Below are 21323 nucleotides of genomic sequence, written 5' to 3' on the forward strand. Positions count from 1 at the left end.
TCGATCTGGCACTTGGTGGCGGGCAGGGGGCAGCCGTCGATCCAGCAGGTGGCGTAGCGGGCGAAGATCGCCCGCCGCTGGGCGGGGGTGGCCAACCTGACCTTGCGGCCCATGTCCAGCACCTGCCCGTCGGCGTCCATGACCAGGCGCATGAGGGTGGAGGTGCGGGCCAGGCGGTGCACGGCGGAGATGGGCAGCACCTGCCCGGTCGCCAGCAACAACCCCGGCGCCGTCCCCAACAGCGGACCCAACACCGTCCCCCGCGCCGCGCCCGGCCCCGCCCCTGGCAGCCCTCCGGCCGACGCTCCCGGTTCCGATCCCCGCACGCCTCGCGGTGCCCCCGGCGTCTCCGGCGTCTCCGGCGTGGTGGACGAGCACCGTGCCTTACTGCCGCACCCGCACCTGCACCCGCCCTGGCCGTGCCACTGGTGCTCGTGGCCGTCGTCCTCACGCGTGGCCTGCGCATGGCGGCAACCCTCCGCAGGCCGAGGCCCAGCGTGGGTGTGAGAGGCAGAGGTGCCCCCCGGTGGACCAGACGGTCGCCACTCACCCCACCGCGACTCCCACGAGTGCGACTCCTGCCGCTGTGGGGTGCTTCCACGTGAGTCCCTCTGCTGCGACTCCCCCTGCTTCGGCAAGCTGCTCTGCTGTGGCGTGCTCTGCTGTGGCTCCTGCTGTGACTCCCTCCGCTGCCTGTTCTTCGCCTGCGCGTTGCCGGTCATGTCAGCGCCGGACTGCTCGTCACGGGGGCCGGTCGCAAGGTCGTCGCCGTTCACGGCGCTCCCGGCGCTCCCGGCGGCGCTGCTGCCGGTGCTCTCGACGGCGGCCTCTGCGGCTACATCGGCACCGGTGTCTACCGCACTGGCGGGGTTGGTGCTGCCGACGTCAGCCGGGTCGGGGCCGGTGGTGGGGGTGGGGTCGGTGGGGAGGGATTCGGCGTTGACCAGGACCAGGAGCTCAGCGGCGATCTTCTCCTCCAGCAACGCCATGAACGCATCCGCCTGACGCACCCGCAGCGGCCGATCATCACCCTCCGCCCTGGGCCTGGCATAAGCCTCCAGCAGCGCCTGCAACCGGGCGGCGTGCTCACGCGGCAGATAGAACTCCCCCTCCAGACCGCCGCCCCGGCCCGGGCGGACCCGCAGGAACCGCCGCCCGTAATCGGCCCGCTCATCGCGGTCCTCACCATCGGGGTCCAGCACCGCCCGCAGATAACGACCCGCCTTGGCCACCTCCGCCGCCCCCGCCCTGCCCGCCAGCTCCACCAGGATCGGCTCGGCCAAGCCGGCCTGCTCATCCGACAGACCGGAAACCGCAGCGCAGATGGCCTCGGCCACCCCCGCCGCCAAATCGCCGGCGGCGAACATCTCCCGCACCCGGGGCAGGCGGGCCAACTCGACGCCCAAGGTCAGTAGCCGGCTTGCACCCGCGACGGTCATCCCGCCCGTGGTGCGCAGCCAGCTACGGGTGGAGGCATGCCCATGCCGCTTGGCCTGCCCCGCCCGATGCACCCGCCCGACGCGATCCGCCAACGCCGAGGTGATCCGATCCCGGGCGAACATCAGGTCCTCGGCCTCGGCCAGGCAGATATCCACATCGTCCGGAACCGGCGCCAACGCCAACGACTGCACCGACTCACGCACCGAGGCCACCAGCACCCACGACGACCTGCCCCTACCATCGGCGGCCCGGCCATCGGCGGCCCTGCTGGCGCTGGGCGCGCCGTCTTCCACATTGTCGTCGCGGGCTGCCTCGTCGCGGGCTGCCGAACCGTCGGACGACCACAAAGGAGAATCGGCCGTCAGCCGATCCCACCAACCGCCGTCGGTATTGTTCGAACGACGAGAGCGGTCGGGATCGAATTCGAACAGATCCACCATGCTCCTCTCAATAAATTCGAAAGTCTGTATGAATTCTTCCACTCTCGCTTCATCCCGAGCAACCGCGAGAAGCGAATAGTTGGAGTTACAGATCGAGCGAAAAAAGGGGTATCAATACTGACCAAATCGGCACCCGTCCCATCAACCGATCGGTATCGAGCCGAAGGGCCTGGGGTCGATACGAACACCGGGAGCCGGCTTCGCACGCACGGCTTCAGAAACCGGCGATGGCGCGTTCGACGGCTCCCATGGCGCGGTCGAGCAGGGCGATGTGGTCGGCGAGCACATCCTCCGCGGGATCGCCGGCACGGATCCTGCCGACGCTGGTGACGTACACGGTGCGGTAGGCGGCGACGACCAGGGCGGCCGCGAGCCTCTGGGCGGGTTGTGCGGGGTCGGTTCCGGCCGCTTCGGCGAACAGGCCGGCGAGCACGTCCTCGAACTCCTCGACCAGTTCTCTCACCCGCGCCCTGAGCGCGGGCGAGTCGAGGACCACCTGCCAGAACACCCGATATCCCGGGTTGATGCCGCCGATGGGGTGGCCCTCTTCGAGCATGCGGAGGAACAGCCGGCGCAGCGCGGAGAGCGGGCTCTCCCCCTCGGCGCGCCCCCGTACGGCATGGGTGACCAGCTCGACCGCCTCGGGGAAGCGGTCGAGGAACAGGTCCTCCTTGCGGGGGAAGTAGTTGAAGACGGTCTTGGTCGAGACTCCGGCCGCCTCGGCGACCTCGGCGACCGTCACGTTGTCGAACCCGCGCTGGATGAACAGGCCCGAGGCCACGTCCGAGATGAGCGAGCGAGTCTGGCGCTTCTTCCGCTCCCGCAGCCCCAACGTCTCCGCCACCTGCCCCACTCTAGTTGCTAAAAACTTTTATTGACAGTAACTTTTTAGCGACGGCAACTACGGGGAGGACGAATGTCGTACGACGTGGTGGTGGCCGGCGGGGGGCCGGTCGGCCTGATGCTGGCCTGCGAGCTGCGGCTGAGCGGCGCGTCGGTCGTGGTGCTCGAACGGCTGACCGAGATCGACCAGACGATCAAAGCGGGCGCCCTCAACACGCCCAGCGTGGAGGCGCTCTACCGGCGCGGCCTGCTGCCGGCGCTCAAGGACGCCCACGACCGGACACTGGAGCTGATGGCCGCCTTCATGCGCGGGCGCGGCCCCGCGGAGGGCCCCACGGAGGGACCACGTCGCGTCCCGCCCAGGTTCGCCGGTCACTTCGCCGGGATCATGCTGAGCGCGGAGCGCCTGGACGCCGACGACCCGGATCTGTCCGGCCAGGGACCGGCCGCCGGGATCGGCCTGGTGTCCCAGCAGCAGCTCGAGCACATCCTCGCCGTACGCGCGGCCGAGCTGGGGGTCGAGGTACGGCGCGGTACGGAGGTGACCGGCTTCACCGACGACGGTGAGCAGGTCACGGTCACCACGACCGGCGGCCCGGTGCACGGCCACTGGCTGGTGGGCTGCGACGGCGGCAGGAGCACGGTACGCAGGCTGGCCGGATTCCCGTTCCCCGGCACGGACCCGGAGATCACCGCCTACCAGGCCGTGGCGGAGATGGAGGGCGCCGAAGGCCTGGGCGTCGGGTGGCTCGCCACCCCCACCGGTGTCTACTCCCACGGACCGGTTCCGGGCCGCGTGCTCGTCGCGCGCTTCGACGGCGCCCCGCCCGGCAGGGACGGCAGGACCGTCCCGGTGACGATTCAGGAGTTGCAGGACGCCGTGAGGCACGTGACGGGCGCCGAGGTGGTGGTCAAGGACATCAAGACGGCCACCCGGTTCACGGACAACGCCCGGCAGGCGGCGACCTACCGGCTCGGCCGGGTGCTGCTGGCCGGCGACGCCGCGCACGTCCACTCGCCCTTCGGCGGCCAGGGGCTGAACCTGGGACTGGGGGACGCCGTGAACCTCGGCTGGAAGCTCGCCTCCGTCGTACGAGGGCGGGCGCCGGAGACTCTCCTCGACTCCTACACCGGCACGACCTATTTCGTGAAGAAGATCTCGGGCGTCTGGCAGCGCTACGACATGCCCGGCGCCGATGAGCACCCGCTGGTGGGGCGCAGCGTGCCCGACTACGAGTTCGAGGACGGCTCACGCGTCGCCGACCACCTCCACGAGGGCCGGGGCCTGCTTGTCGGCCAGGACGAAACCGGACCTGACGGCTACGACGACCGGGTGACCACCATCGCGACGGCCGTGCGCGACCCGCACGCTCCCGGCGCGCTTCTCGTACGCCCGGACGGGTTCGTCGCATGGGCGCGGGACCCGCGGGAAGCCGGCGGCGAGGGGCTCGAGAACGCCCTGGAGACCTGGTTCGGGCCGCCGTCGAACCCGCCCGCGGCGGATCGTGGATCTTTGGCCAAATCTTTACCCTGAGCGCCGACCCCAAGGCTCCTGATTCACCCCTCTGACCTGCGGTTTCTCGGGCGGTCACCCCCCTTAACCGGACCCCCGCCAAGATGTCTCGTGTCATTTGGTATCGGCCGTGTTCAGCAGCCCCCATCATGTGCTCATGCCCGCTTTTGTCACCCTGTCCGGGCGCTCCGTGCGCCTGGAACCGCTCAGCCTCGCGGTGCTCGACGACCTCGTCGCCGCGGCGAGTGAAGACCGTTCGACATACGCCTTCACTCGGGTTCCCGCTGGCCGGGATGAGATGGCCTCCTATGTGGAGGCCGCCATGGCTGAGCAGGCGGAGGGCCGCACGATGCCCTTCGCCATCCGGTGGCTGCACACCGACCGCGTGGTCGGTGCCACCCGTCTGATGAACCTGGAGTACTGGCAGGGCCCGATGCCCTGGCCGCCGGGGTCCAAGGGCGCGGTGGGCGAGGTCCCGTCCGTCGCGGACATCGGGTACACCTGGCTCGCCGCGTCGGCCCAGGGCACCGGTGTCAACCGGGAGAGCAAGTATCTGCTGCTCTCCCTGGCCTTCGAGACCTGGCAGGTTCACCGGATCACCCTCAAGGCAGACGTACGCAATACCCGATCCCGGGTCGCCATCGAGGCCCTCGGCGCACACCTCGACGGTGTGCGACGAGCGGACAGCCGAGGCGCCGACGACACGGTCCGAGATACCGCGTACTACTCGATCCTGAGTCCCGAGTGGCCGGCCGTACGCGAACGTCTTCGCACGAAGCTGGGAATTCTGGAAGCGGCGTCGGAAGCAGCGTGATCGTCCTGTAGAGAAGAAAGCGGCCCGTCCCGGAAGGGACGGGCCGCGTCGTGCGGAGACGGTCAGGCCTCGTAGCCGTACTCGTCCTCGTAGGCGTTGTAGATGTCGCGCCAGTAGCCGCACTTGACGGGCTGGCTGCTGTGCAGGCCGATCTGACAGACCTTCGCCTGGACCTGGGCGACGTCGTAGCGCCAGAAGTTGATGTTCTTGTAGCCGCCGGCGCCGCAGTACTTGTACGACTTGTAGCTGGAGGACCAGTCGTCCTCGCTGTCGTCCCAGGACGACACCCGGAACTTGATGTACGCGCACTTGCCGCCCTGCCCGTAGGTGCGGTGGTCGTTGTCGTACAGCTTGCCGGTGATGTGGACCCGGTTCGACTCCTCGTCGTTGTAGTTCACGTCGACGTAGCCCCTGGCCTTGGCGAGGTGGTTGGACGACCAGTAGGTGCCCCACCAGCCGTCGTAGTCCCAGTCGTCGTGGTGCGGGGAGGCGGCGGAGGAGGAGGCGGAGGCGGGGGCGGCGTTGGCGGCCGTCGCGAGGGCCGGCAGCCCGAGGGCGGCGACGGTGGTGGCGGCGGCGAGACCGAGGGTGATGGAGCGTCGCATTTCGGTTCTCCTGTTCGAGGACGATCCCCCGATCGCGGGGTGCTGTCGGGGTTGCACCTCAGTGATAGGCCCGCCCGCCTGCAACTTGCTTTCAGCGCTCACACCGTGGTTTGCAGGTTGCTTTCAAGCACCTGAACGCAGACTGAACCAGCGCGTTCGGTCCTACTGCCGCCGCGCTACACGATCTATCATTTGGTCGGAAATCTTGCCATTGGGAGACAGGTCACATGCCTGATCACGCCGCCGCGGACGGCCTGCGCTTCGCCGTGCTAGGACCCGTCCTGGCCTGGCGCGACGGCGACGAACTCGACCTCGGCACGCCATTGCAACGCTCCATCCTCGCCATGCTCCTGCTGCGGGAGGGGCACCCGGTCACGCCCGACGAGATGATCGACGGCGTGTGGGGCGAGGACGCGCCCCCACGCGCGCTCGGCGCGTTGCGCACCTACGTCTCCCGCCTGCGCACCGTCCTGGAGCCGGACCGTTCCCCGAGGACCCCGCCGCGGCTGCTGACCTCGGTGGGCCGGGGATACGCGCTGCGGCTCGACTCCGCCCACTCCGCCCCTGCCCAATTCGACCTCGCCGTCTTCGAGCGCGAGTGCGCCGCCGCCGAGTCCGACCGCCGTACGGGCAAGGCTGGAGAGGCCGCCCGGCGGCTGCGCGGGGCCCTGAGCCTGTGGTCGGGCGAACCGCTGACCGGCGCGGTCGGCCCGTACGCCGAGCACCAGCGCGACCGGCTGGCCGAGCGCCGGATGAGCGCGGTCGAGACGCTCATGGAGCTCGACCTGGAGCTGGGCCGCCACGCGGAGATCGTCTCCGAGCTGGTGGCGCTCGCCGCCGAACATCCGCTGCGCGAGCGGTTACGCGCCCAGCTCATGCTCGCCTACTACCGCTGCGGCAGGCAGGCCGAGGCGCTGTCGGTCTTCACCGAGACCCGGCAGGCGCTCGTGGAGGAGCTCGGCATCGAGCCCGGGGCCGAGCTGACCGGCCTGCACCGGCGCATCCTCGCCGCCGATCCCGCCCTCGCCCACACACCCCCTCCCGTACGGCTCTCGCATCCGGACGGCCACGATGACGCCGCGACGGCCGGGACCGCCCCCGCGATCGAGATGCCGCGGCCGGCGCAGCTCCCGGCGGCCGTCTCCGACTTCACCGGGCGCACCGGCCTCGTGCACCGGCTGCTCGCGCTGCTCCGTGGAGAAGGAGCGGGTGAGGGCGTGCCGATCGCGGCGATGTCGGGCATCGGCGGCGTGGGCAAGACGACCCTGGCCGTCCACGTGGCCCATCTCGCCGGAGACCTGTTCCCCGACGGCCAGCTCTACGCCGACCTGCGCGGATACGGCGCCGAGCCCACCGCGCCCGAGACGGCGCTGGTCGCGTTCCTGCGCGCCCTCGGCATCCCGATGGACGTGATCCCCGACGGCCTGGCCGAGCGCTCCGCGCTGTTCCGTTCGCTGCTCGCCGACCGCAGGATGCTGGTGCTGCTCGACAACGCCCGCGACGCCGAGCAGGTCGAGCATCTGCTGCCCGGCGCGCCCGGCTGCGCCGCGATCATCACCAGCCGGGGCAAGCTGGCCGACCTGCCCGCGGCCCGTCTCGTCGACCTCGACGTGATGGAGCCCGAGGAGGCGCTGTCGCTGCTCGCCGCGGTCGCGGGCCCCGAGAGGGTGGCGGCGGAGCGGGCCGCCGCCATGGACGTGGTCGCCGCCTGCGGTTTCCTGCCGCTGGCCGTGCGCATCGTCGCCGCCAGGCTCGCCTCCCGCCCGTCGTGGACGGTGGCCTCGCTCGTCCCCCGGCTCGCCGACGAGCGCCGCCGCCTGGACGAGATGAAGATCGGCAACCTGGCGGTCTCGGCCACGTTCGCCCTCGGCTACGGCCAGCTGGACGCCCGGCAGGCGCGGGCGTTCCGGTTGCTGTCACTGCCGGCGGGCTCGGGCATCTCGGCCTTGGCGGCGGCGGCCGTGCTCGGCCTCACCCCGGCCGAGGCCGAGGACCTGATCGAGTCGCTGGTCGACGCCAGCCTGCTGGAGGCGCCCGCGCCGGGCCGCTACCGATTCCACGACCTGCTCAAGCTGTTCGCCCGGCGGCAGGCGGAGGACGCGGAGGAGCCCGAGGCCCGGGCGCTCGCCCTGCGGCGGCTGCTCGGCTTCTACCTGGCGTCGGCGGGCGCGGCCCACCGGCTGGCGTACGAGGGCAGCGCGATCGCCGACAACCTCACCGACCTGGGTGTGCTCGGCCATGCCTTCTCCTCCGCCGACGAGGCCGTGGCCTGGTTGTCGGCCGAGGCGGAGGACATGTTCGGGGCCGTGGCCCAGGCGGCCCAGGCTGCCCAGGCGCACGAGCCGGGCGGGGACCTGCTCGCGGCGGCCGACCTGCTGCTGGCACTGGAGCCGCTGCTGGAGTCGGGCACCAGCCAGCGCGACTTCGAGCAGCGCACCTCGGCCCTGCTGACGGCGACCCGCCGGACCGGCGAGCGGCGCGGCGAGATGCGCTGCCGCTACGTCCTCGGCCGGGTGCTGTTCGGCGCGAACCGGCTGGCCGAGGCCGAGGCCCACTTCCTCGCCGCACGGACGCTCGGCGAGGAGACCGGCGACCACATCGTGCTGGGCGAGACGTGCAACGCGCTGGCGGTCGTCGCGGGCCGGCGGCGGCGCCACACCGAGGCGCTCGAATGGTTCGACCGGGCGACGGCGGTCTACCGGGAGGTGGGCAACCCGGCGGGCGAGGCGCTGGCGTCGTGCTACTCGGCCCGCGACCATCTGGGCCTCGGGCGGCCCGGCGACGCCATCGCCGCGGCCGAGCGCGGGCTCGCGGTCTTCAGCGAGATCGGCAGCGGCGCGGGGGTGGCACGGGCCCGCTACCACCTCGGCAACGTGCTGTCGCATGTCGGGCGGCTCAACGAGGCCGTCGTCCACCACGCCGAGTGCCTGGCCTTCTTCCGGGCGAGCAACCAGCGGGTCTGGGAGCAGCGGGTCTGCTACCGGCTGGCCGCCACCTTCATCGCCGCCGGGCGGTTCGCCGAGGCCGCCCGGCACGCCGAGCAGGCCCTGACCGTGAGCCGCGAGATCACCCACCCGTACGGCGAAGCGCAGTCACTGGCCGCCCTCGGCAAGGCCCTCGCGAGTCTCGGGGAGACCGGCCGAGGCAGGCAGGCCCTGGTCAAGGCCCTCGACATCTTCACCCGGCTCGGCTCGCCCGAGGCCGACGACATCCGCGCGCTCCTGCGCGAACAGGTCGAGACGTGAGTCGAGTCGCAGGTCGTCGTCGAGCCGGCTCATCCGGACATGGTTGATCACATCGATCACCGATTCTCAATCGTGGGGGCGTGAACCGCCCGGCCGGTCGCCCGTCGTCACTGGGACGCGCAGGGGGCCCGGATCCTTACCGGTGCGCCCCGTGACGACTCGCCGCCTCACGTCGGCGACCGGCCGGGCTTTCTCCGCGGGCTCCGAACCCCCCCGAAGCCCGCTCAGGACCACTGTCGGCCCGGCCGTTCAAACTCCGATCAACGTGGGCTTGCAACGCGGAGGAAGCCCTCGGCGATCAGGGAGCGCAGCGCGGCGGGAGCCCGCCCGAGCACGGCGCCGGGGTCCTCGCCGGTCAGTTCGGCGATCGCGGCGAGCAGCGGCCGCGTGGGCAGGTCGCCGTCGCACACCCCGGCCAGGGCCGCCTCCACCGTCCCCACGGTGACCGTACGGCGCGCGCCCAGGGTCTGCCGCAGGACGATCCGGGAGGGGTCATCGGCGCCGGGCGGGCCGACGCGCTCCTCCACCACCCCCTCGGCCGGCTTCAGGCGCGCGTCGAGCAGGTCCTCGTCGGACAGCTCGTGCGCGGTGCGCGCCGCGCGCAGGACCTCCTCGACCAGCGCGCCGGACGGAGGCTCGACCGGCTGCGTCATCTCCTCCACCCGCACGAGCGGGCTCAGCGACCCGGAGTCGTGCAGGGCGATCCAGCCGAAGCCGACGCCGGTCACGTCCATCGACTCGAACCAGCCGAGCCACTCGTCGTAGCGCTCCCGGTAGGCCGAGGTGCCGTGCTCCGCGGAGTCCCGCAGCCACAGCTCGACGTACTCGGCCGGGTCCTGCACGTCGCGCTGCACGGCCCAGCCGTCGCAGCCGGTCTCCGCGAGCCAGCCGCCCACCCTGTCCTGCCAGTCCTCGCCCTTGACGTGCAACCAGTTGGCGAGGAAGCGCGCCCGGCCGCCCTGGGCGAGGTACCGGGGCGTGCGCCGTACGAGGTCGCGGCAGAACTCGTCGCCCCGCCGGCCCGTCTCGCGGTAGGTGTATCTGGCCTCGGGCGCGATGACGAACGGGGGGTTGGACACCACGAGGTCGAACCGCTCGCCGTCCACGGGGTCGTACATCGAGCCCTCGCGCGCCTCGACGCCGGTCACGCCGGACAGGCCCCAGCTGAGGCGGGCCAGCCGCAGCGCCCTGCGGTTCACGTCGGTCGCGACGACGTCCTCCGCCCGGGGCGCCAGGTGCAGCACCTGCACGCCGCAGCCGGTGCCGAGGTCGAGCGCCCGCCCGACCGGCGCGGTCCAGCCGAGCTGGGCGAGGTTGGCCGAGGCGCCGCCCGCTCCCACCACGTGGTCGGGCCGCAGCGAGGGGTCGCCGGGCCGCACCTTGCGGTCGGACACCACGTACGCCGGGTCGCCGGTGCCGGTGTCCCAGGGTTGGAGGTGCACGGTGGCCTGCACGGAGTCGCCCAGGCGCACCAGCAGCCCGGCCTCGATGAGGTCCTGCAGCGGGAGGTCGGCGGCGGCCATGCTGACCGGGACGCCCAGCCACCACAGGCGGATCAGCGCGGCGAGGGGGTCGGCGTCCCTGGTCGCCCGCAGTGCGGGCACGACCTCCTCGCGGGCCAGGGCGGAGGCGGCCATGTCGCCCAGCCGCTCACGCACGCCGTCGATCGTGTATCCGGTTTCCACGAACCTGTCGCGAAGCCGCCGGACCAGGTCAGAAGGGGCGTCCACAGATCGAATCTACGGCATCTTCAGGCTGTTCCAGGCGGCCTCGCCCAGCTCGCGGATCTCCTCCTGCGTGGGCTGGTGGGCGCCGCTGAACCACAGGCGGCACATCTCCTGCGCCGGGCCGAGCCACAGCACGTAGCACATGGTGGCGGGGACGGGACGGAGCACGCCGTCCTTCATGTGCGGCCGCCACCAGTCGGAGACCTGCCGGAAGAACTCACGCCGCGACTCGGCGACCTCCGGGCCGCCGGGCTCGTTGCGCCGGGGCGGACGCTCGCTGATCAGCAGGCGGGCGCGCTCGGGGTGCTCGCCGCACCACGCCATGTGCATCGCGACGATCGCCTCGATGCCGGCGCGGGCGTCCTCGTGGCGGACGAGCTCGCCGACGAAGGCGTCCTGGTACATGTCGAGGATCTCGGCGTAGAGCACGCCGAAGACGTGTTCCTTGCTCGTGAAGTGGTGGTAGAAGCTGCCGACGCTGACGCCGCTCTCCTGCCGGAGGCTGGCCAGGGTGGTGGCCGACACCCCGCTCTGGCTGAACCTGCGCAGGGCGCCCTCGATGATCCTGGCTCTGCCGTCCCGCGCGCTCTTCGCGTTCTTCACATAGTCAATGGTGAACCAACAGAACCTTGTTCTGCAAATGCGAGGCGCGCTTTGATCTCGACGTATGGGCCGTCTGTGACGATTGTGGCAGAGGGCCACGTCCTGCGCACCATCGCCAGCACCCGCCGGTTCTCGGTCATGACGTCCATGCCGACGGCGACCGCGCCGCGTACGGACGCCCGGCGCAGGAGGGTGCGCACGAGCCGCGATCCCACACCGAGGTTCTGCCACCGGTCGTCCACCACGACCGCGATCTCGGCCTCGGCTCCGCCGCCGCCGGACAGGTGGCTCATGGCGTGCCCGATGACGGCGTCGCCGTGCAGCGCGAGCAGCGCGTCCCGCCTGTCGTCCCGCGCGACCATGGCGCGGACCAGGCTCGCGCTCGGCCGGCCCGGGCCGACGAAGAAGCGGTTGGTCAGCGTGGCGCGCGACAGGCCTCGCAGGAAGAGCCGCACCCGCTCCTCGTCGTCGTCCGGGCACGCCGCACGGATGTCCACGGCGGGCCTCACCTGAGTTCCCAACATGGACTCAGCCTCCCTCGAAACGTCTGAGTCTGTCAACTAGACTTAGATGTCGGAAGGAGGTTGTGGCTACGATGCGCGACATGCGGCGTTATCGGGTGGACAACTGCTCCATCGAGCGAACCCTCGCCGTGCTGGGCGAGAAGTGGACCTTCCTCGTCCTCCGGGAGGCGTTCAACGGCATCCGGCGGTTCGCCGACCTGCAGACGCGCACCGGTGCGCCCCGGCAGGTGCTGAGCGCGCGGCTGTCGCGGCTCGTCGACGAGGGCCTGCTGCGCAAGGTGCCCTACCAGGAGCCCGGCCAGCGCCAGCGCGACGAGTACCGGCTCACCCAGAAGGGCCTCGACCTCTATCCGATCATGATCGCCCTCATGCACTGGGGCGACCGCTATCTGGCCGATCCCGAGGGAGCACCGGTCGTGGTCACCCACCGCGACTGCGGCGCACCCGTCGCCCTGCACCTGACGTGCGAGGAGGGCCACGAGGTCGACGGTCCGCGCGAGGTGACCCCCCGTCCCGGCCCGGGCGCCCGGCTGAGCACACCTGCTTGAGACACGTCCTGACAGCAGGACCGGTCGTGGCGCTGCCTAGGCTGGTGGCGTGTACCGGTTCCTCCTCACACGCCGCTGGGTCGGGCTGCACCTGCTCGTGCTCGCGCTGATCCCCGCTTTCTTCTTCCTGGGGAAGTGGCAGTGGGGGCGGTTCGAGGAGCGGTCGGCCACCAGCGCCAGGATCACCGCCAACCTCGCCGCCGCTCCCGTGCCGATCGACCGGCTGGCCCGGCCCGGCGCGACCGTGCCGGAGCGGGACAGGTACCGCCTCGTCACCGCCACCGGCCGGTACGACCCCGCCCACGAGCTCGTGGTGCGCCGGCGCACCCTCAACACCCGGGTCGGGTTCTACGTGATCACCCCGCTCGTCACGCCGCAGGGCGCCGTGCTGGTGAACCGGGGCTGGGTCCCGGCCGGGGCGACCGCGGACGCCCCGCCGCGGGTGCCCGCACCGCCCGCCGGAGAGGTGACGGTCACCGGACGCCTCCGCCCGGCCGAGACCCGGGAGAACACCGGCATCAGGAACCGGTCCGGGCTGCCCGCCGGCCAGATCCTGCTGATCGACACGCCCGCTCTCGCCAAGGGCCTGCCGTACGGGGTCTTCGGAGGGTTCGTCGAGCTGACCGCGCAGACTCCCGTGCCGGCCGAGGCGCCGGAGCTCCTGCCCCCGCCGGACGTCGGCGGCGGAGGCGGGCTCAACCTGGCGTACGCCGTGCAGTGGTGGCTGTTCATCGGCATCGCGGTGGGCGGCTGGGCGCTGCTGGTACGCCGTGAGGCCCGCGATCTCCGGACGGAGCGGGAGTCACAGGGCGTAACCGTACGCGCCGCAAGGTGAGCGAACGGATACCAACCGGAGACCTCGCAGCTTGTACCGTGTTATCCCTTGGCCCTACCGTTTACTACCGTGACGACGCCGCTGCATACCGACCCAGAGCCGAGGCGGCGGGACTTCGTGATCATCTCGGTCGATGATCACCTGATCGAGCCGGCCGATCTCTTCGAGGACCGCCTTCCGGAGAAGTACAAGGACCTCGCGCCCAAGGTCGTGGAGACCGACTCGGGCCACCAGGTGTGGCGGTACGGTGGCGCCACCTATCCCTGCGCGGGGCTGGACGTGGGCGCGGGCCTGCCCAAGGAGCAATGGACGCTCGATCCCGTCCGGTTCGAGGACATGCGGCCGGGCTGCTACGACATCGAGGCCCGGATCGGCGACATGGACCGGGCCGGGATCTGGGCGGCCCTGTGCTTCCCCGGCATGCTCGCGAGCCAGGCCGGAGTGGCGTTCGGCCGCACCCGCGACCAGGACCTCGGGCTCGCGCTCGTACAGGCCTGGAACGACTGGCACGTCGACGTGTGGGCCGGCACCTACCCCGAGCGCATGATCGCGCTCCAGCTTCCCTGGCTCCCCGACCCCGAGATCGCGGCGAAGGAGATCAGGGCCAACGCCGCACGCGGGTTCAAGGCCGTCGTGTTCCCCGAGTTCCCCACCCGGCTGCGGCTGCCGTCGATCCACAGCCGCCACTGGGACCCGTTCTTCGCCGCCTGCGAGGAGACGGGGACGGTCGTGTGCCTGCACACCGGCGCGTCCTCCTGGGCGCCGGTGCCGTCGCCCGACACCCCGGTCGAGGCGATCACCACGCTGATCCCGGCCAGCGCGATGTTCGCGTGCGCCGACTGGCTCTGGTCGGGGGTGGCGCTGCGCTTCCCCAAGCTGCGCATCCTCATCGTGGAGGGCGGCGTCGGGTGGCTGCCGATGCTGGCCGAGCGGGCCGACTACGCGCTCGATCACCCGGTCGCGGGCGAGCCGAGCTGGGAGGGCGGGCTGAAGCCCAGCGAGGTGCTGCGGCGCAACTTCTTCTTCGGCACGCTCGACGACAGCGCGCTGAGCTCGGTGCGGCTCGCCGTCGGCATGGAGCGGGTGATGCTGGAGACCGGCTACCCACGCGCGGAGTCCACCTGGCCGGACACCCAGCGCGCGGTGGCCCGCAACCTCGGCAGCCTGCCCCCCGCCGACATCGCCAGGGTCTCGTACGGCAACGCCGCACGCCTGTTCGGCCACCCACTGCCCTCGCGGGCCTGGCTGCGGCAGGAGCAGCTCTAACGCCGGACCTTGCCGGCGTGTGTGGGCCGGCCGCCGTGCTCCCAGTCGACGAACTGGCCGCTCTCGCCGAGCAGCGCGGTCGCCAGCCAGAGGAACACGCCGAAGTCGTCGACGACGCCGATGCCCAGGAGGAAGTCGGGGACGACGTCGATCGGCGACACGATGTACGCCACGGCCATGCCGAGCATGGCGAGCTTGCCCTTGGTCATGCCGGGGTAGTCGCCCTTGATCGCGGCGCGGAGCATCCGGGGCACGGCCCGGATGCGGGCCCCGAGCCCCGGCGATCCGGGCTTGGAGACCTCGCGGTAGGCGCGCCAGGTGGCCGCCGCACGTCCTGCCTTCACCATGAGGACACCTCCAGGTAGATTCCTCTGCCCGCTTTGCCTCCCCGATAACGTCCGGCGGCGCTCCCCCGGTTCCTTAGGCCCGGTTCCGTCAGGCGCCCGGCGCGAGGTCCCGTACGGTCTGGGCCAGGTCGCCGAAAGGCAGGGGGGCGAGCACGGGCGTGTCGAGCCCGGCGGCGACGTACTCCCGGACGCGGGCACGGCAGGCCGCCGCGTCGCCGTGCACGATCAGGTCGTCCACGACCTCGTCGGGGATCGCCTTCAGCGCGGCCTTGCGGTCTCCGGCGGCCCACGCCTCCTGCATGGGCCGCAGCGCCTCACCCCGGCCGAGCCATTCGTGGAAGGCCGCGTACACCGGCACGGTGAGGTAGGAGGCCAGCAGCCGGCGGCCGATCTCCCGTGCCTTGGCGGTGTCCTCCGTCACCACGACGAACAGCCGCGCGGTCAGCTCGGTCTCCGGCCCCAGCTCGGCCCGGACCTTCCGTACGTCCTGAGGCGACAGCCAGTTGGTGATCGCGCCGTCGGCCTCGCGGGCGGCCATGCGGAGCATGCCGGGGCGCAGCGCGGCGAGCACGATCTTCGGCGGCGTCGCGGGGGCCTTCTCCAGCCGGAAGCCCTTCACGGCGAAGGTCTCGTAGCTCTCGGTGACCTTCTCCCCCGCCAGCGCCGCGCGCAGGAAGCGCAGGGTGTCGCGGACCCGCGCGTACGGCTTGTCGAACTCGCCGGCGTTCCAGTTGCCCACGATCACCGGCGACGACGCGCCGATGCCCAGCACGAACCTGCCCGGGGCGACGTCGGCCAGCGTGGCCGCCGACATGGCCAGCAGGGCCGGGCCGCGGGTGTAGACGGGGACGATCGCGGTGCCCAGGCGCAGGGACGGCGCCCACTCGGCCGCCAGGGCCAGCGGCACGAACCCGTCCGTGCCGCCCACCTCCGCCGACCACGCGTCGGTGTAGCCCAGTGCGGGCAACTCGGCGATGAGCTCCTTCGACTCGACCGGCGTCTGCCCGAAGAACGGAATCGTCATGCCCCAGCGGTCCACGGCCACCCCTTTCAAGGTCTCGACCCGACCATACCAACCGGACGGTATGGAGTCGCGGTCACGCCCGGAGTTCGTGGACCACCTCGATGACCTCCCTGGCCACACCCTTGATGCCGGGCAGATGCGACAAACCGACCAGACGGTCGACGAGTGGGACGACCCGGTCGATCAGCCGGTAGGTGCGCGCGCACCCCGGCGAGTTGTCGTGGACCCAGAACAGCACGACTCCCATCCACAGCAGCCACAGCAGCTCGGGAAGCTCCTCGCGGAGTTCGTCGTCCATCCGCCCGGCCGACCCTTCGACCACCTCCCGATAGAGCGCGACGGCCGACTCGCGCGCGGGGGCGGACTCGGCGCTGAACGGGCTCAGGGGGTTGCTGGGCTCCGCTGCGTGCTTGAAGAACTTCACCGCGAACTCGTGGTACGGCTCGGAGATCCGCACCCACTCCCGCAGCACGCCCCCGAGCCGCCCGGCGAACGACCGCTCGGCGGCGAACACCTCGCGGCACGCCGCCTCGTGCGTCGCCTGCGCCCGGTCGTAGTACGCCTGGATCAGCTGCTCTTTGGACCTGAAGTAGTAGTAGGCGTTGCCCACCGACACGCCCGCCTCCGCGGCGATGGCGCGCATCGTGGTCGCCTCGTACCCCCGCTCCCTGAACAACCGGAGGGCCGTCTCGACGATCAGCTCCCGTGTCTTCTCGGCCACGCTCGTCACTGTACGGGTCGGGCCCGCATCCGGTCATGAACCGACAAGATGATCCACGCGTGGCGGCAAACCGCCTCGTGGCAACGGGCGGACCGGTCGCCGGATGTGGCATTAGAGACCACAGCCCCCGCCGTCGACCGAGGAAACGAGGCTCTTGGACGTCCGCCCGTCATGGCGGGGGCTGGCCGGCATCGGCACCGCCGTCCTGATCTCCCTGCCCATGCAGAACGACAGGGACCCCGTCCCGCCGCCGTCCCCGGCGCCCGCCGCGACCGCCGAGGCCGTCGAGGTCGTCGAGGCCGCGCGGCAGGAGGTGACCCTCCCGCCACTGCTGGCCGGCACGTTCGTCGCCACCGTGAGAACCCGGGACGCTTTGGACGCGGACGCACGGCTCCCGCACGAGGAGGCGGTGGGCCTGCTGCTGGACGCCGGGGTGCGCCGGAAGTCGAGTGGCGACTGCGCCGACCGCCGCCGGCGGTACTGCACGTCACTCCAGGCGATCAGGTACGGCACGCTGATGCGCGTCGTCGACCTGAGGCGGGCCAGCGGCTGCCCGGTGACGGTCACCGGCGGCACCGAGACCGGTCACGCCGGCGGCCGCTACAGCCACGGCAACGGCTACAAGGTGGACCTCGCCCACAACGCGTGCCTCGACGCGTACGTCACCCGGACCTGCCGCTTCTGGCGCACGCGCGCGGACGGCGCGGCGCTGTACCGCGCCGCGCCGTCGGACGTGTGGGCGGACGAGCCGACCCACTGGGACGTGCTGTTCCGGTGACGACCTACGCGAACTCGGTGGCGACCAGCGCCGCGATCTCGGCGGTGTTGAGCGCGGCGCCCTTGCGGAGGTTGTCCCCGCACAGGAACAGGTCGAGCGTGTTCGGGAAGTCGAGCGCCTGGCGGATCCGGCCGACGTAGGTCGGGTCGGTGCCCACGACGTCCGCCGGGGTGGGGAACACGCCGTTCGCGGGGTCGTCGAGCACCACCACGGTCGGCGCGGCGTCCAGGAGCGCCCGGGCGCCCTCGACCGTGACCTCCCGCTCGAACGTCGCGTGGACGGCCAGCGAGTGGGTGGTGACCACCGGGACGCGGACGCAGGTCGCCGAGACCTTCAGGTCCGGGATGCCGAGGATCTTGCGCGACTCGTTGCGGACCTTGAGCTCCTCGGAGGTCCAGCCGCCGTCCTTGAGCGAGCCCGCCAGCGGCACCACGTTGAGCACCAGCGGGGCGGGGAACGGCGAGTCGGACAGGTCGGGCACGGCCTTGCGCACGTCGCCCGCCACGGTGCCCATCGTCCGGTCGCCGGCGACGGCCTCGATCTCGGCGTAGAGCCGCTCGGGCCCGGCCACCCCGGCCCCGGACACCGCCTGGTAGGAGGCCACGACCAGCTCGCGCAGGCCGTACTCGCGGTGCAGGGCGCCCATGGCGGCCATCATCGACAGCGTCGTGCAGTTGGGGTTCGAGATGATCCCCTTGGGCCGGTTGCGGGCCTGCTCGGGGTTGCACTCGGGCACCACGAGCGGCACGTCCGGGTCCATCCGGAAGGCGCCGGAGTTGTCCACGGCCACCGCGCCGCGCGAGGCCGCGACCGGCGCCCACTCGGCGGAGACCTCGTCCGGCACGTCGAACATCGCGATGTCGACGCCGTCGAACGCCTCCGGCGACAGCGCCTGGACGACGACGTCCTCGCCGCGCACGCTCAGCACCTTGCCCGCCGAGCGCGGCGAGGCGATCAGCCGGATCTCGCCGTACGCGTCGGACAGGTCGCGGCGGCTGGTCAGGATGTCGAGCATGACGGTGCCGACGGCACCGGTCGCGCCGACGACGGCGAGGGTGGGCTTGCGGCTCATCGTCCGGTACCTCCGTACACAACTGCCTCGACCTGGTCGGCGTCGAGGTCGAACGCGCGGTGGGCGGCGGCGACCGCGGTGTCCACCTCGTTCTGTCCCACGACGACGGAGATGCGGATCTCCGAGGTCGAGATCATCTCGATGTTCACCCCGGCGTCGGCCAGCGCGCCGAAGAACTTGGCGGTGACACCCGGGTGCGAGCGCATGCCCGCGCCGATCAGGGAGACCTTGCCGATCTGGTCGTCGTACAGCAGCGACTCGAAGGCGACCTGGTTCTGGATCTTCTTCAGCGCCGTGAGGGCCGTCTGGCTGTCGTTGGCCGGCAGCGTGAAGGAGATGTCCGTGCGCCCGGTCGCCGCGGCCGACACGTTCTGCACGATCATGTCGATGTTGATCTCGGCGTCGGCCAGCGTGCGGAAGATGGCGGCCGCCTCTCCGACCTTGTCGGGCACCCCGACCACAGTGATCTTGGCCTCGCTCCGGTCGTGCGCGACCCCGGAGATGATGGGCTGCTCCACTTCGGTTCCTTCGCTGTAGGGGTCGGAGACGACCCAGGTGCCTTCCCTCGTGCTGAACGAGCTTCTGACGTGAATCGGCAGGCCGAACCTGCGGGCGTACTCCACGCAGCGCAGGTGCAGGATCTTGGCCCCGCACGCCGCCATCTCCATGGCCTCGTCATAGGAGATCCGCGGGATCTGCCGCGCCGTACGGACGATGCGGGGATCGGCGGTGTAGATGCCGTCCACGTCGGTGTAGATCTCACAGACGTCCGCGCCGAGCGCCGCCGCGAGGGCGACGGCCGTGGTGTCGGACCCACCCCGGCCCAGCGTCGTGATGTCCTTGCTGTCCTGGGAGACGCCCTGGAACCCGGCCACGATCGCGATCTGACCGGCGTCGACGGCCTCCTGGATACGGCTGGGCGTCACGTCGATGATGCGCGCCTTGCCGTGCGTCGAGTCGGTGATCACACCGGCCTGCGAGCCGGTGAAGCTGCGCGCCTCGTGACCCAGGTTGGCGATCGCCATCGCGAGCAGCGCCATGGAGATCCGCTCACCCGAGGTGAGCAGCATGTCGAGCTCGCGGCCGGGCGGCAGCGGCGACACCTGCTGGGCCAGGTCGAGCAGCTCGTCGGTGGTGTCGCCCATCGCGGACACCACGACGACGACGTCGTTGCCCGCTTTTTTCGTCGCGACGATCCGCTGGGCGACCCGCTTGATGCAGGACGCGTCGGCTACGGAGGAACCACCGTACTTTTGCACAACGAGCGCCACTGGAATCTCCAACGAATCAGGACGTGGAGCTCACAGTGTACTTGGACGTCCCAAACCGAGACCGGCGGCGACCAGCATGTGGACGGTCAGACCGCGGTGCCCTCTTCGACCACGTCGAGCCGGGTGTGCGCGACCAGCGCCTGCAGGGCCCGCAGCGCCGCGCCGGCGTGGTTGCCCCAGGTGTTGAAGTAGGAGTACTGCCACCACCACAGCGCCTCCAGCGGACGGCCCGCCCGGTAGTGCCGCAGCCCGTGGATGAGGTCGGCCGCCACCGCCGTGAGGTCGTCCGACAGCCGGTACGGCGTGACGACGGTGTCCTTGTAGGGGTCGAACACCTCGGCGTAGTCGTCCACCGGGCCGAGCCGGGCGGCGAGAGCCGTACGGAGGGGGTCGATGTCGGGGTCGTCGCTCAGCGCGGGTTCGACGTTGCCCTGCAGGATCACGTCCTGGGCGGCCCCGAGCTGGGTGCCCGCGAGACTGACCTGGGCCACCTCCACCAGGAGCAGCGGCAGCGTCGCGTCGCCGCCCTCACCGCCGGCCAGGCGGGTGAGGCCGTCGATGAAGTTCTGCGCGTGTCCGGCGACGCGTGCGGCCAGGTCGTTCCACTCGTCAGACATCCAGCAGCCTCCGTCCTTCGAAAGCGCGGCCCAAAGTGACCTCGTCGGCGTACTCGAGATCACCGCCCACAGGCAGGCCGCTGGCCAGTCGGGTCACTTTCAATCCCAGGGGCTTGACGAGCCTGGCCAGGTAGGTGGCCGTCGCCTCGCCCTCGAGGTTCGGGTCGGTCGCGAGGATCAGCTCGGTCACCTGGCCGTCGGCCAGCCGGGTCATCAGCTCGCGAATCTTCAGGTCGTCCGGGCCGATGCCGTCGATGGGGCTGATCGCCCCGCCGAGCACGTGGTAGCGACCGCGGAACTCACGGGTCCGCTCGATCGCCACCACGTCCTTCGACTCCTCGACCACACAGATCACGTGCGGATCGCGCCGCTGGTCCCGGCAGATCCGGCACTCCTGCTCCTCGGCCACGTTTCCGCACACCCGGCAGAAGCGCACCTTCTCCTTCACTTCGAGCAGGGCGTGCGCGAGCCGCTTGACGTCGGCCGGATCGGCCGCGAGGAGGTGGAACGCGATCCGCTGCGCGCTCTTGGGACCGACGCCGGGCAGCAGCCCGAGCTCGTCGATCAGGTTCTGGACGACCCCTTCGTACATGCTCTAGAACCCCGGCAGCTGACCGCCGAGGCCGCCCCCCAGTCCCTGCGCGAGCGGGCCCAGCTTCTCCTGCTGCAGCTCCCCCGCGGCGCGTACGGCGTCCCGCACGGCGGCGAGCACGAGGTCCGCGATCGTCTGCGCGGTCTCCTCCGGGTCGCTCGCGTCGATGGCCAGCGGGCTGATCTCGAGCTCGAGAAGCTCGCCGCTGCCGTTCACGGTGGCGACGACCAGGCCGCCCCCGGCACTGCCCTCCACTTCGGCGTCGCTGAGCTCCTGCTGCGCGGTGACGAGCTGCTGCTGCATCAGCTGAGCCTGCTCCAGCAACTGCTGGAGGTTGACATCCCCTGGATTCACGATGGTTGCGCTCCTCAGCGTCCAGCGACATGTTCGTCGCGACCGAGCCTACGGTGTCGCCCCGGTTTCCGCACCGGCGCGGCGTGCGTGTTCCACGCGGGTCGCCGGCCTGTCGCGGGCGGACGGACACCGGTTACCCAACCA

Annotated in this window: 21 protein-coding genes; 7 read left to right on the plus strand and 14 right to left on the minus strand. The window is 71.3% G+C overall.

What is annotated here, in order from left to right; all coding sequences use genetic code 11:
• Positions 1-1880 (minus strand): DUF222 domain-containing protein (locus tag AB0J39_RS00005; RefSeq protein WP_363460071.1); only part of this gene is annotated, 1880 nt, incomplete at its 3' end.
• A gap of 214 nt (positions 1881-2094) precedes the next feature.
• The gene (locus AB0J39_RS00010) at positions 2095-2724 is read right to left on the minus strand and encodes a TetR family transcriptional regulator (RefSeq protein ID WP_363460073.1); all 630 of its coding nucleotides are present in this window, start codon (positions 2722-2724) and stop codon (positions 2095-2097) included.
• Positions 2725-2796: 72 nt separating this feature from the next.
• Here AB0J39_RS00010 and AB0J39_RS00015 point away from each other — a divergent pair, with 72 nt between their 5' ends.
• Both AB0J39_RS00015 and AB0J39_RS00020 read left to right on the plus strand, forming a co-directional pair.
• Positions 2797-4257, plus strand: coding sequence for an FAD-dependent oxidoreductase (locus tag AB0J39_RS00015; protein ID WP_363460075.1), 1461 nt, complete (start codon positions 2797-2799; stop codon positions 4255-4257).
• Positions 4258-4366: 109 nt separating this feature from the next.
• Complete coding sequence (locus AB0J39_RS00020; RefSeq protein WP_363460077.1) at positions 4367-5050, plus strand: GNAT family protein; 684 nt, start codon at positions 4367-4369, stop codon at positions 5048-5050.
• 62 nt (positions 5051-5112) lie between these two features.
• Here AB0J39_RS00020 and AB0J39_RS00025 read toward each other — a convergent pair whose 3' ends face one another.
• Positions 5113-5655 carry a hypothetical protein gene (locus AB0J39_RS00025; protein ID WP_363460079.1) on the minus strand — a complete coding sequence of 181 codons (543 nt, stop codon included), beginning with the start codon at positions 5653-5655 and terminating at the stop codon, positions 5113-5115.
• A gap of 227 nt (positions 5656-5882) precedes the next feature.
• On the opposite strand from AB0J39_RS00025, the gene AB0J39_RS00030 reads away from it, so the two are divergent.
• On the plus strand, positions 5883-8900 hold the full coding sequence (locus AB0J39_RS00030) for a BTAD domain-containing putative transcriptional regulator (protein WP_363460081.1): 3018 nt from the start codon (positions 5883-5885) through the stop codon (positions 8898-8900).
• A gap of 260 nt (positions 8901-9160) precedes the next feature.
• Here the strand turns inward: AB0J39_RS00030 and AB0J39_RS00035 are convergent, their stop codons facing one another.
• The 3 genes from AB0J39_RS00035 to AB0J39_RS00045 are packed head-to-tail and all read right to left on the minus strand — an operon-like array spanning position 9161 to position 11754.
• The gene (locus AB0J39_RS00035; RefSeq protein ID WP_363460083.1) at positions 9161-10630 is read right to left on the minus strand and encodes a methyltransferase; all 1470 of its coding nucleotides are present in this window, start codon (positions 10628-10630) and stop codon (positions 9161-9163) included.
• Between the two features lie 9 nt (positions 10631-10639).
• Positions 10640-11230, minus strand: a complete 591-nt coding sequence (locus tag AB0J39_RS00040) for a TetR/AcrR family transcriptional regulator (protein WP_346223665.1) — start codon at positions 11228-11230, stop codon at positions 10640-10642.
• Positions 11227-11754: a GNAT family N-acetyltransferase gene (locus AB0J39_RS00045; protein WP_363460085.1), complete on the minus strand. Its 528-nt coding sequence runs from the start codon at positions 11752-11754 to the stop codon at positions 11227-11229. The genes AB0J39_RS00040 and AB0J39_RS00045 overlap by 4 nt, the downstream gene beginning before the upstream one ends.
• A gap of 80 nt (positions 11755-11834) precedes the next feature.
• Between AB0J39_RS00045 and AB0J39_RS00050 the strand changes: the two genes are divergently transcribed.
• The 3 genes from AB0J39_RS00050 to AB0J39_RS00060 all read left to right on the plus strand — a co-directional run bounded on the left by AB0J39_RS00050 (position 11835) and on the right by AB0J39_RS00060 (position 14403).
• Positions 11835-12302 carry a helix-turn-helix domain-containing protein gene (locus AB0J39_RS00050; RefSeq protein ID WP_363460087.1) on the plus strand — a complete coding sequence of 156 codons (468 nt, stop codon included), beginning with the start codon at positions 11835-11837 and terminating at the stop codon, positions 12300-12302.
• Positions 12303-12351: 49 nt separating this feature from the next.
• Entirely contained in the window at positions 12352-13137 is a 786-nt protein-coding gene (locus tag AB0J39_RS00055) for an SURF1 family protein (protein ID WP_363460089.1), read from the plus strand.
• Between the two features lie 69 nt (positions 13138-13206).
• A complete protein-coding gene (locus AB0J39_RS00060) occupies positions 13207-14403 on the plus strand; it encodes an amidohydrolase family protein (protein ID WP_363460091.1) in 1197 nt (398 codons plus the stop codon).
• Here AB0J39_RS00060 and AB0J39_RS00065 read toward each other — a convergent pair.
• The 3 genes from AB0J39_RS00065 to AB0J39_RS00075 all read right to left on the minus strand — a co-directional run bounded on the left by AB0J39_RS00065 (position 14400) and on the right by AB0J39_RS00075 (position 16495).
• The gene (locus AB0J39_RS00065) at positions 14400-14750 is read right to left on the minus strand and encodes a YkvA family protein (RefSeq protein WP_363460093.1); all 351 of its coding nucleotides are present in this window, start codon (positions 14748-14750) and stop codon (positions 14400-14402) included. The two genes, AB0J39_RS00060 and AB0J39_RS00065, sit on opposite strands and share 4 nt — an antisense overlap.
• An 88-nt stretch (positions 14751-14838) precedes the next feature.
• Complete coding sequence (locus AB0J39_RS00070) at positions 14839-15789, minus strand: LLM class F420-dependent oxidoreductase (protein WP_363460095.1); 951 nt, start codon at positions 15787-15789, stop codon at positions 14839-14841.
• Between the two features lie 58 nt (positions 15790-15847).
• Positions 15848-16495 carry a TetR family transcriptional regulator gene (locus AB0J39_RS00075; protein ID WP_363460097.1) on the minus strand — a complete coding sequence of 216 codons (648 nt, stop codon included), beginning with the start codon at positions 16493-16495 and terminating at the stop codon, positions 15848-15850.
• 154 nt (positions 16496-16649) lie between these two features.
• Here AB0J39_RS00075 and AB0J39_RS00080 point away from each other — a divergent pair, with 154 nt between their 5' ends.
• The gene (locus AB0J39_RS00080; protein WP_363460099.1) at positions 16650-17273 is read left to right on the plus strand and encodes a hypothetical protein; all 624 of its coding nucleotides are present in this window, start codon (positions 16650-16652) and stop codon (positions 17271-17273) included.
• A gap of 4 nt (positions 17274-17277) precedes the next feature.
• Here AB0J39_RS00080 and AB0J39_RS00085 read toward each other — a convergent pair whose 3' ends face one another.
• The 5 genes from AB0J39_RS00085 to AB0J39_RS00105 form a co-directional block, all read right to left on the minus strand.
• Positions 17278-18345 (minus strand): aspartate-semialdehyde dehydrogenase, encoded by a 1068-nt coding sequence (locus AB0J39_RS00085; RefSeq protein ID WP_363460101.1) that lies wholly within the window; start codon positions 18343-18345, stop codon positions 17278-17280.
• Positions 18342-19616, minus strand: coding sequence for an aspartate kinase (locus AB0J39_RS00090; protein WP_363460103.1), 1275 nt, complete (start codon positions 19614-19616; stop codon positions 18342-18344). The genes AB0J39_RS00085 and AB0J39_RS00090 overlap by 4 nt, the downstream gene beginning before the upstream one ends.
• Before the next feature lie 86 nt (positions 19617-19702).
• Positions 19703-20233: a DUF5063 domain-containing protein gene (locus AB0J39_RS00095; RefSeq protein ID WP_346223673.1), complete on the minus strand. Its 531-nt coding sequence runs from the start codon at positions 20231-20233 to the stop codon at positions 19703-19705.
• Positions 20226-20825 (minus strand): recombination mediator RecR, encoded by a 600-nt coding sequence (gene recR / locus AB0J39_RS00100; protein ID WP_169983653.1) that lies wholly within the window; start codon positions 20823-20825, stop codon positions 20226-20228. The genes AB0J39_RS00095 and recR overlap by 8 nt, the downstream gene beginning before the upstream one ends.
• A 3-nt stretch (positions 20826-20828) precedes the next feature.
• On the minus strand, positions 20829-21179 hold the full coding sequence (locus AB0J39_RS00105) for a YbaB/EbfC family nucleoid-associated protein (protein ID WP_079320096.1): 351 nt from the start codon (positions 21177-21179) through the stop codon (positions 20829-20831).
• Positions 21180-21323: the final 144 nt, after the last annotated feature.

The organism is Microbispora sp. NPDC049633 (assembly GCF_040675265.1).
Classification (GTDB): domain Bacteria; phylum Actinomycetota; class Actinomycetes; order Streptosporangiales; family Streptosporangiaceae; genus Microbispora; species Microbispora maris.

Bases quoted from the DNA above. Each gene is read 5' to 3' on its own strand.
- AB0J39_RS00030 (WP_363460081.1), top strand. From the start codon at position 5,883: ATGCCTGATCACGCCGCCGCGGACGGCCTGCGCTTCGCCGTGCTAGGA.
- AB0J39_RS00045 (WP_363460085.1), bottom strand. From the start codon at position 11,754: ATGTTGGGAACTCAGGTGAGGCCCGCCGTGGACATCCGTGCGGCGTGC.
- recR (WP_169983653.1), bottom strand. From the start codon at position 20,825: ATGTACGAAGGGGTCGTCCAGAACCTGATCGACGAGCTCGGGCTGCTG.
- AB0J39_RS00050 (WP_363460087.1), top strand. From the start codon at position 11,835: ATGCGGCGTTATCGGGTGGACAACTGCTCCATCGAGCGAACCCTCGCC.
- AB0J39_RS00095 (WP_346223673.1), bottom strand. From the start codon at position 20,233: ATGTCTGACGAGTGGAACGACCTGGCCGCACGCGTCGCCGGACACGCG.
- AB0J39_RS00025 (WP_363460079.1), bottom strand. From the start codon at position 5,655: ATGCGACGCTCCATCACCCTCGGTCTCGCCGCCGCCACCACCGTCGCC.
- AB0J39_RS00015 (WP_363460075.1), top strand. From the start codon at position 2,797: ATGTCGTACGACGTGGTGGTGGCCGGCGGGGGGCCGGTCGGCCTGATG.
- AB0J39_RS00085 (WP_363460101.1), bottom strand. From the start codon at position 18,345: ATGAGCCGCAAGCCCACCCTCGCCGTCGTCGGCGCGACCGGTGCCGTC.
- AB0J39_RS00065 (WP_363460093.1), bottom strand. From the start codon at position 14,750: ATGGTGAAGGCAGGACGTGCGGCGGCCACCTGGCGCGCCTACCGCGAG.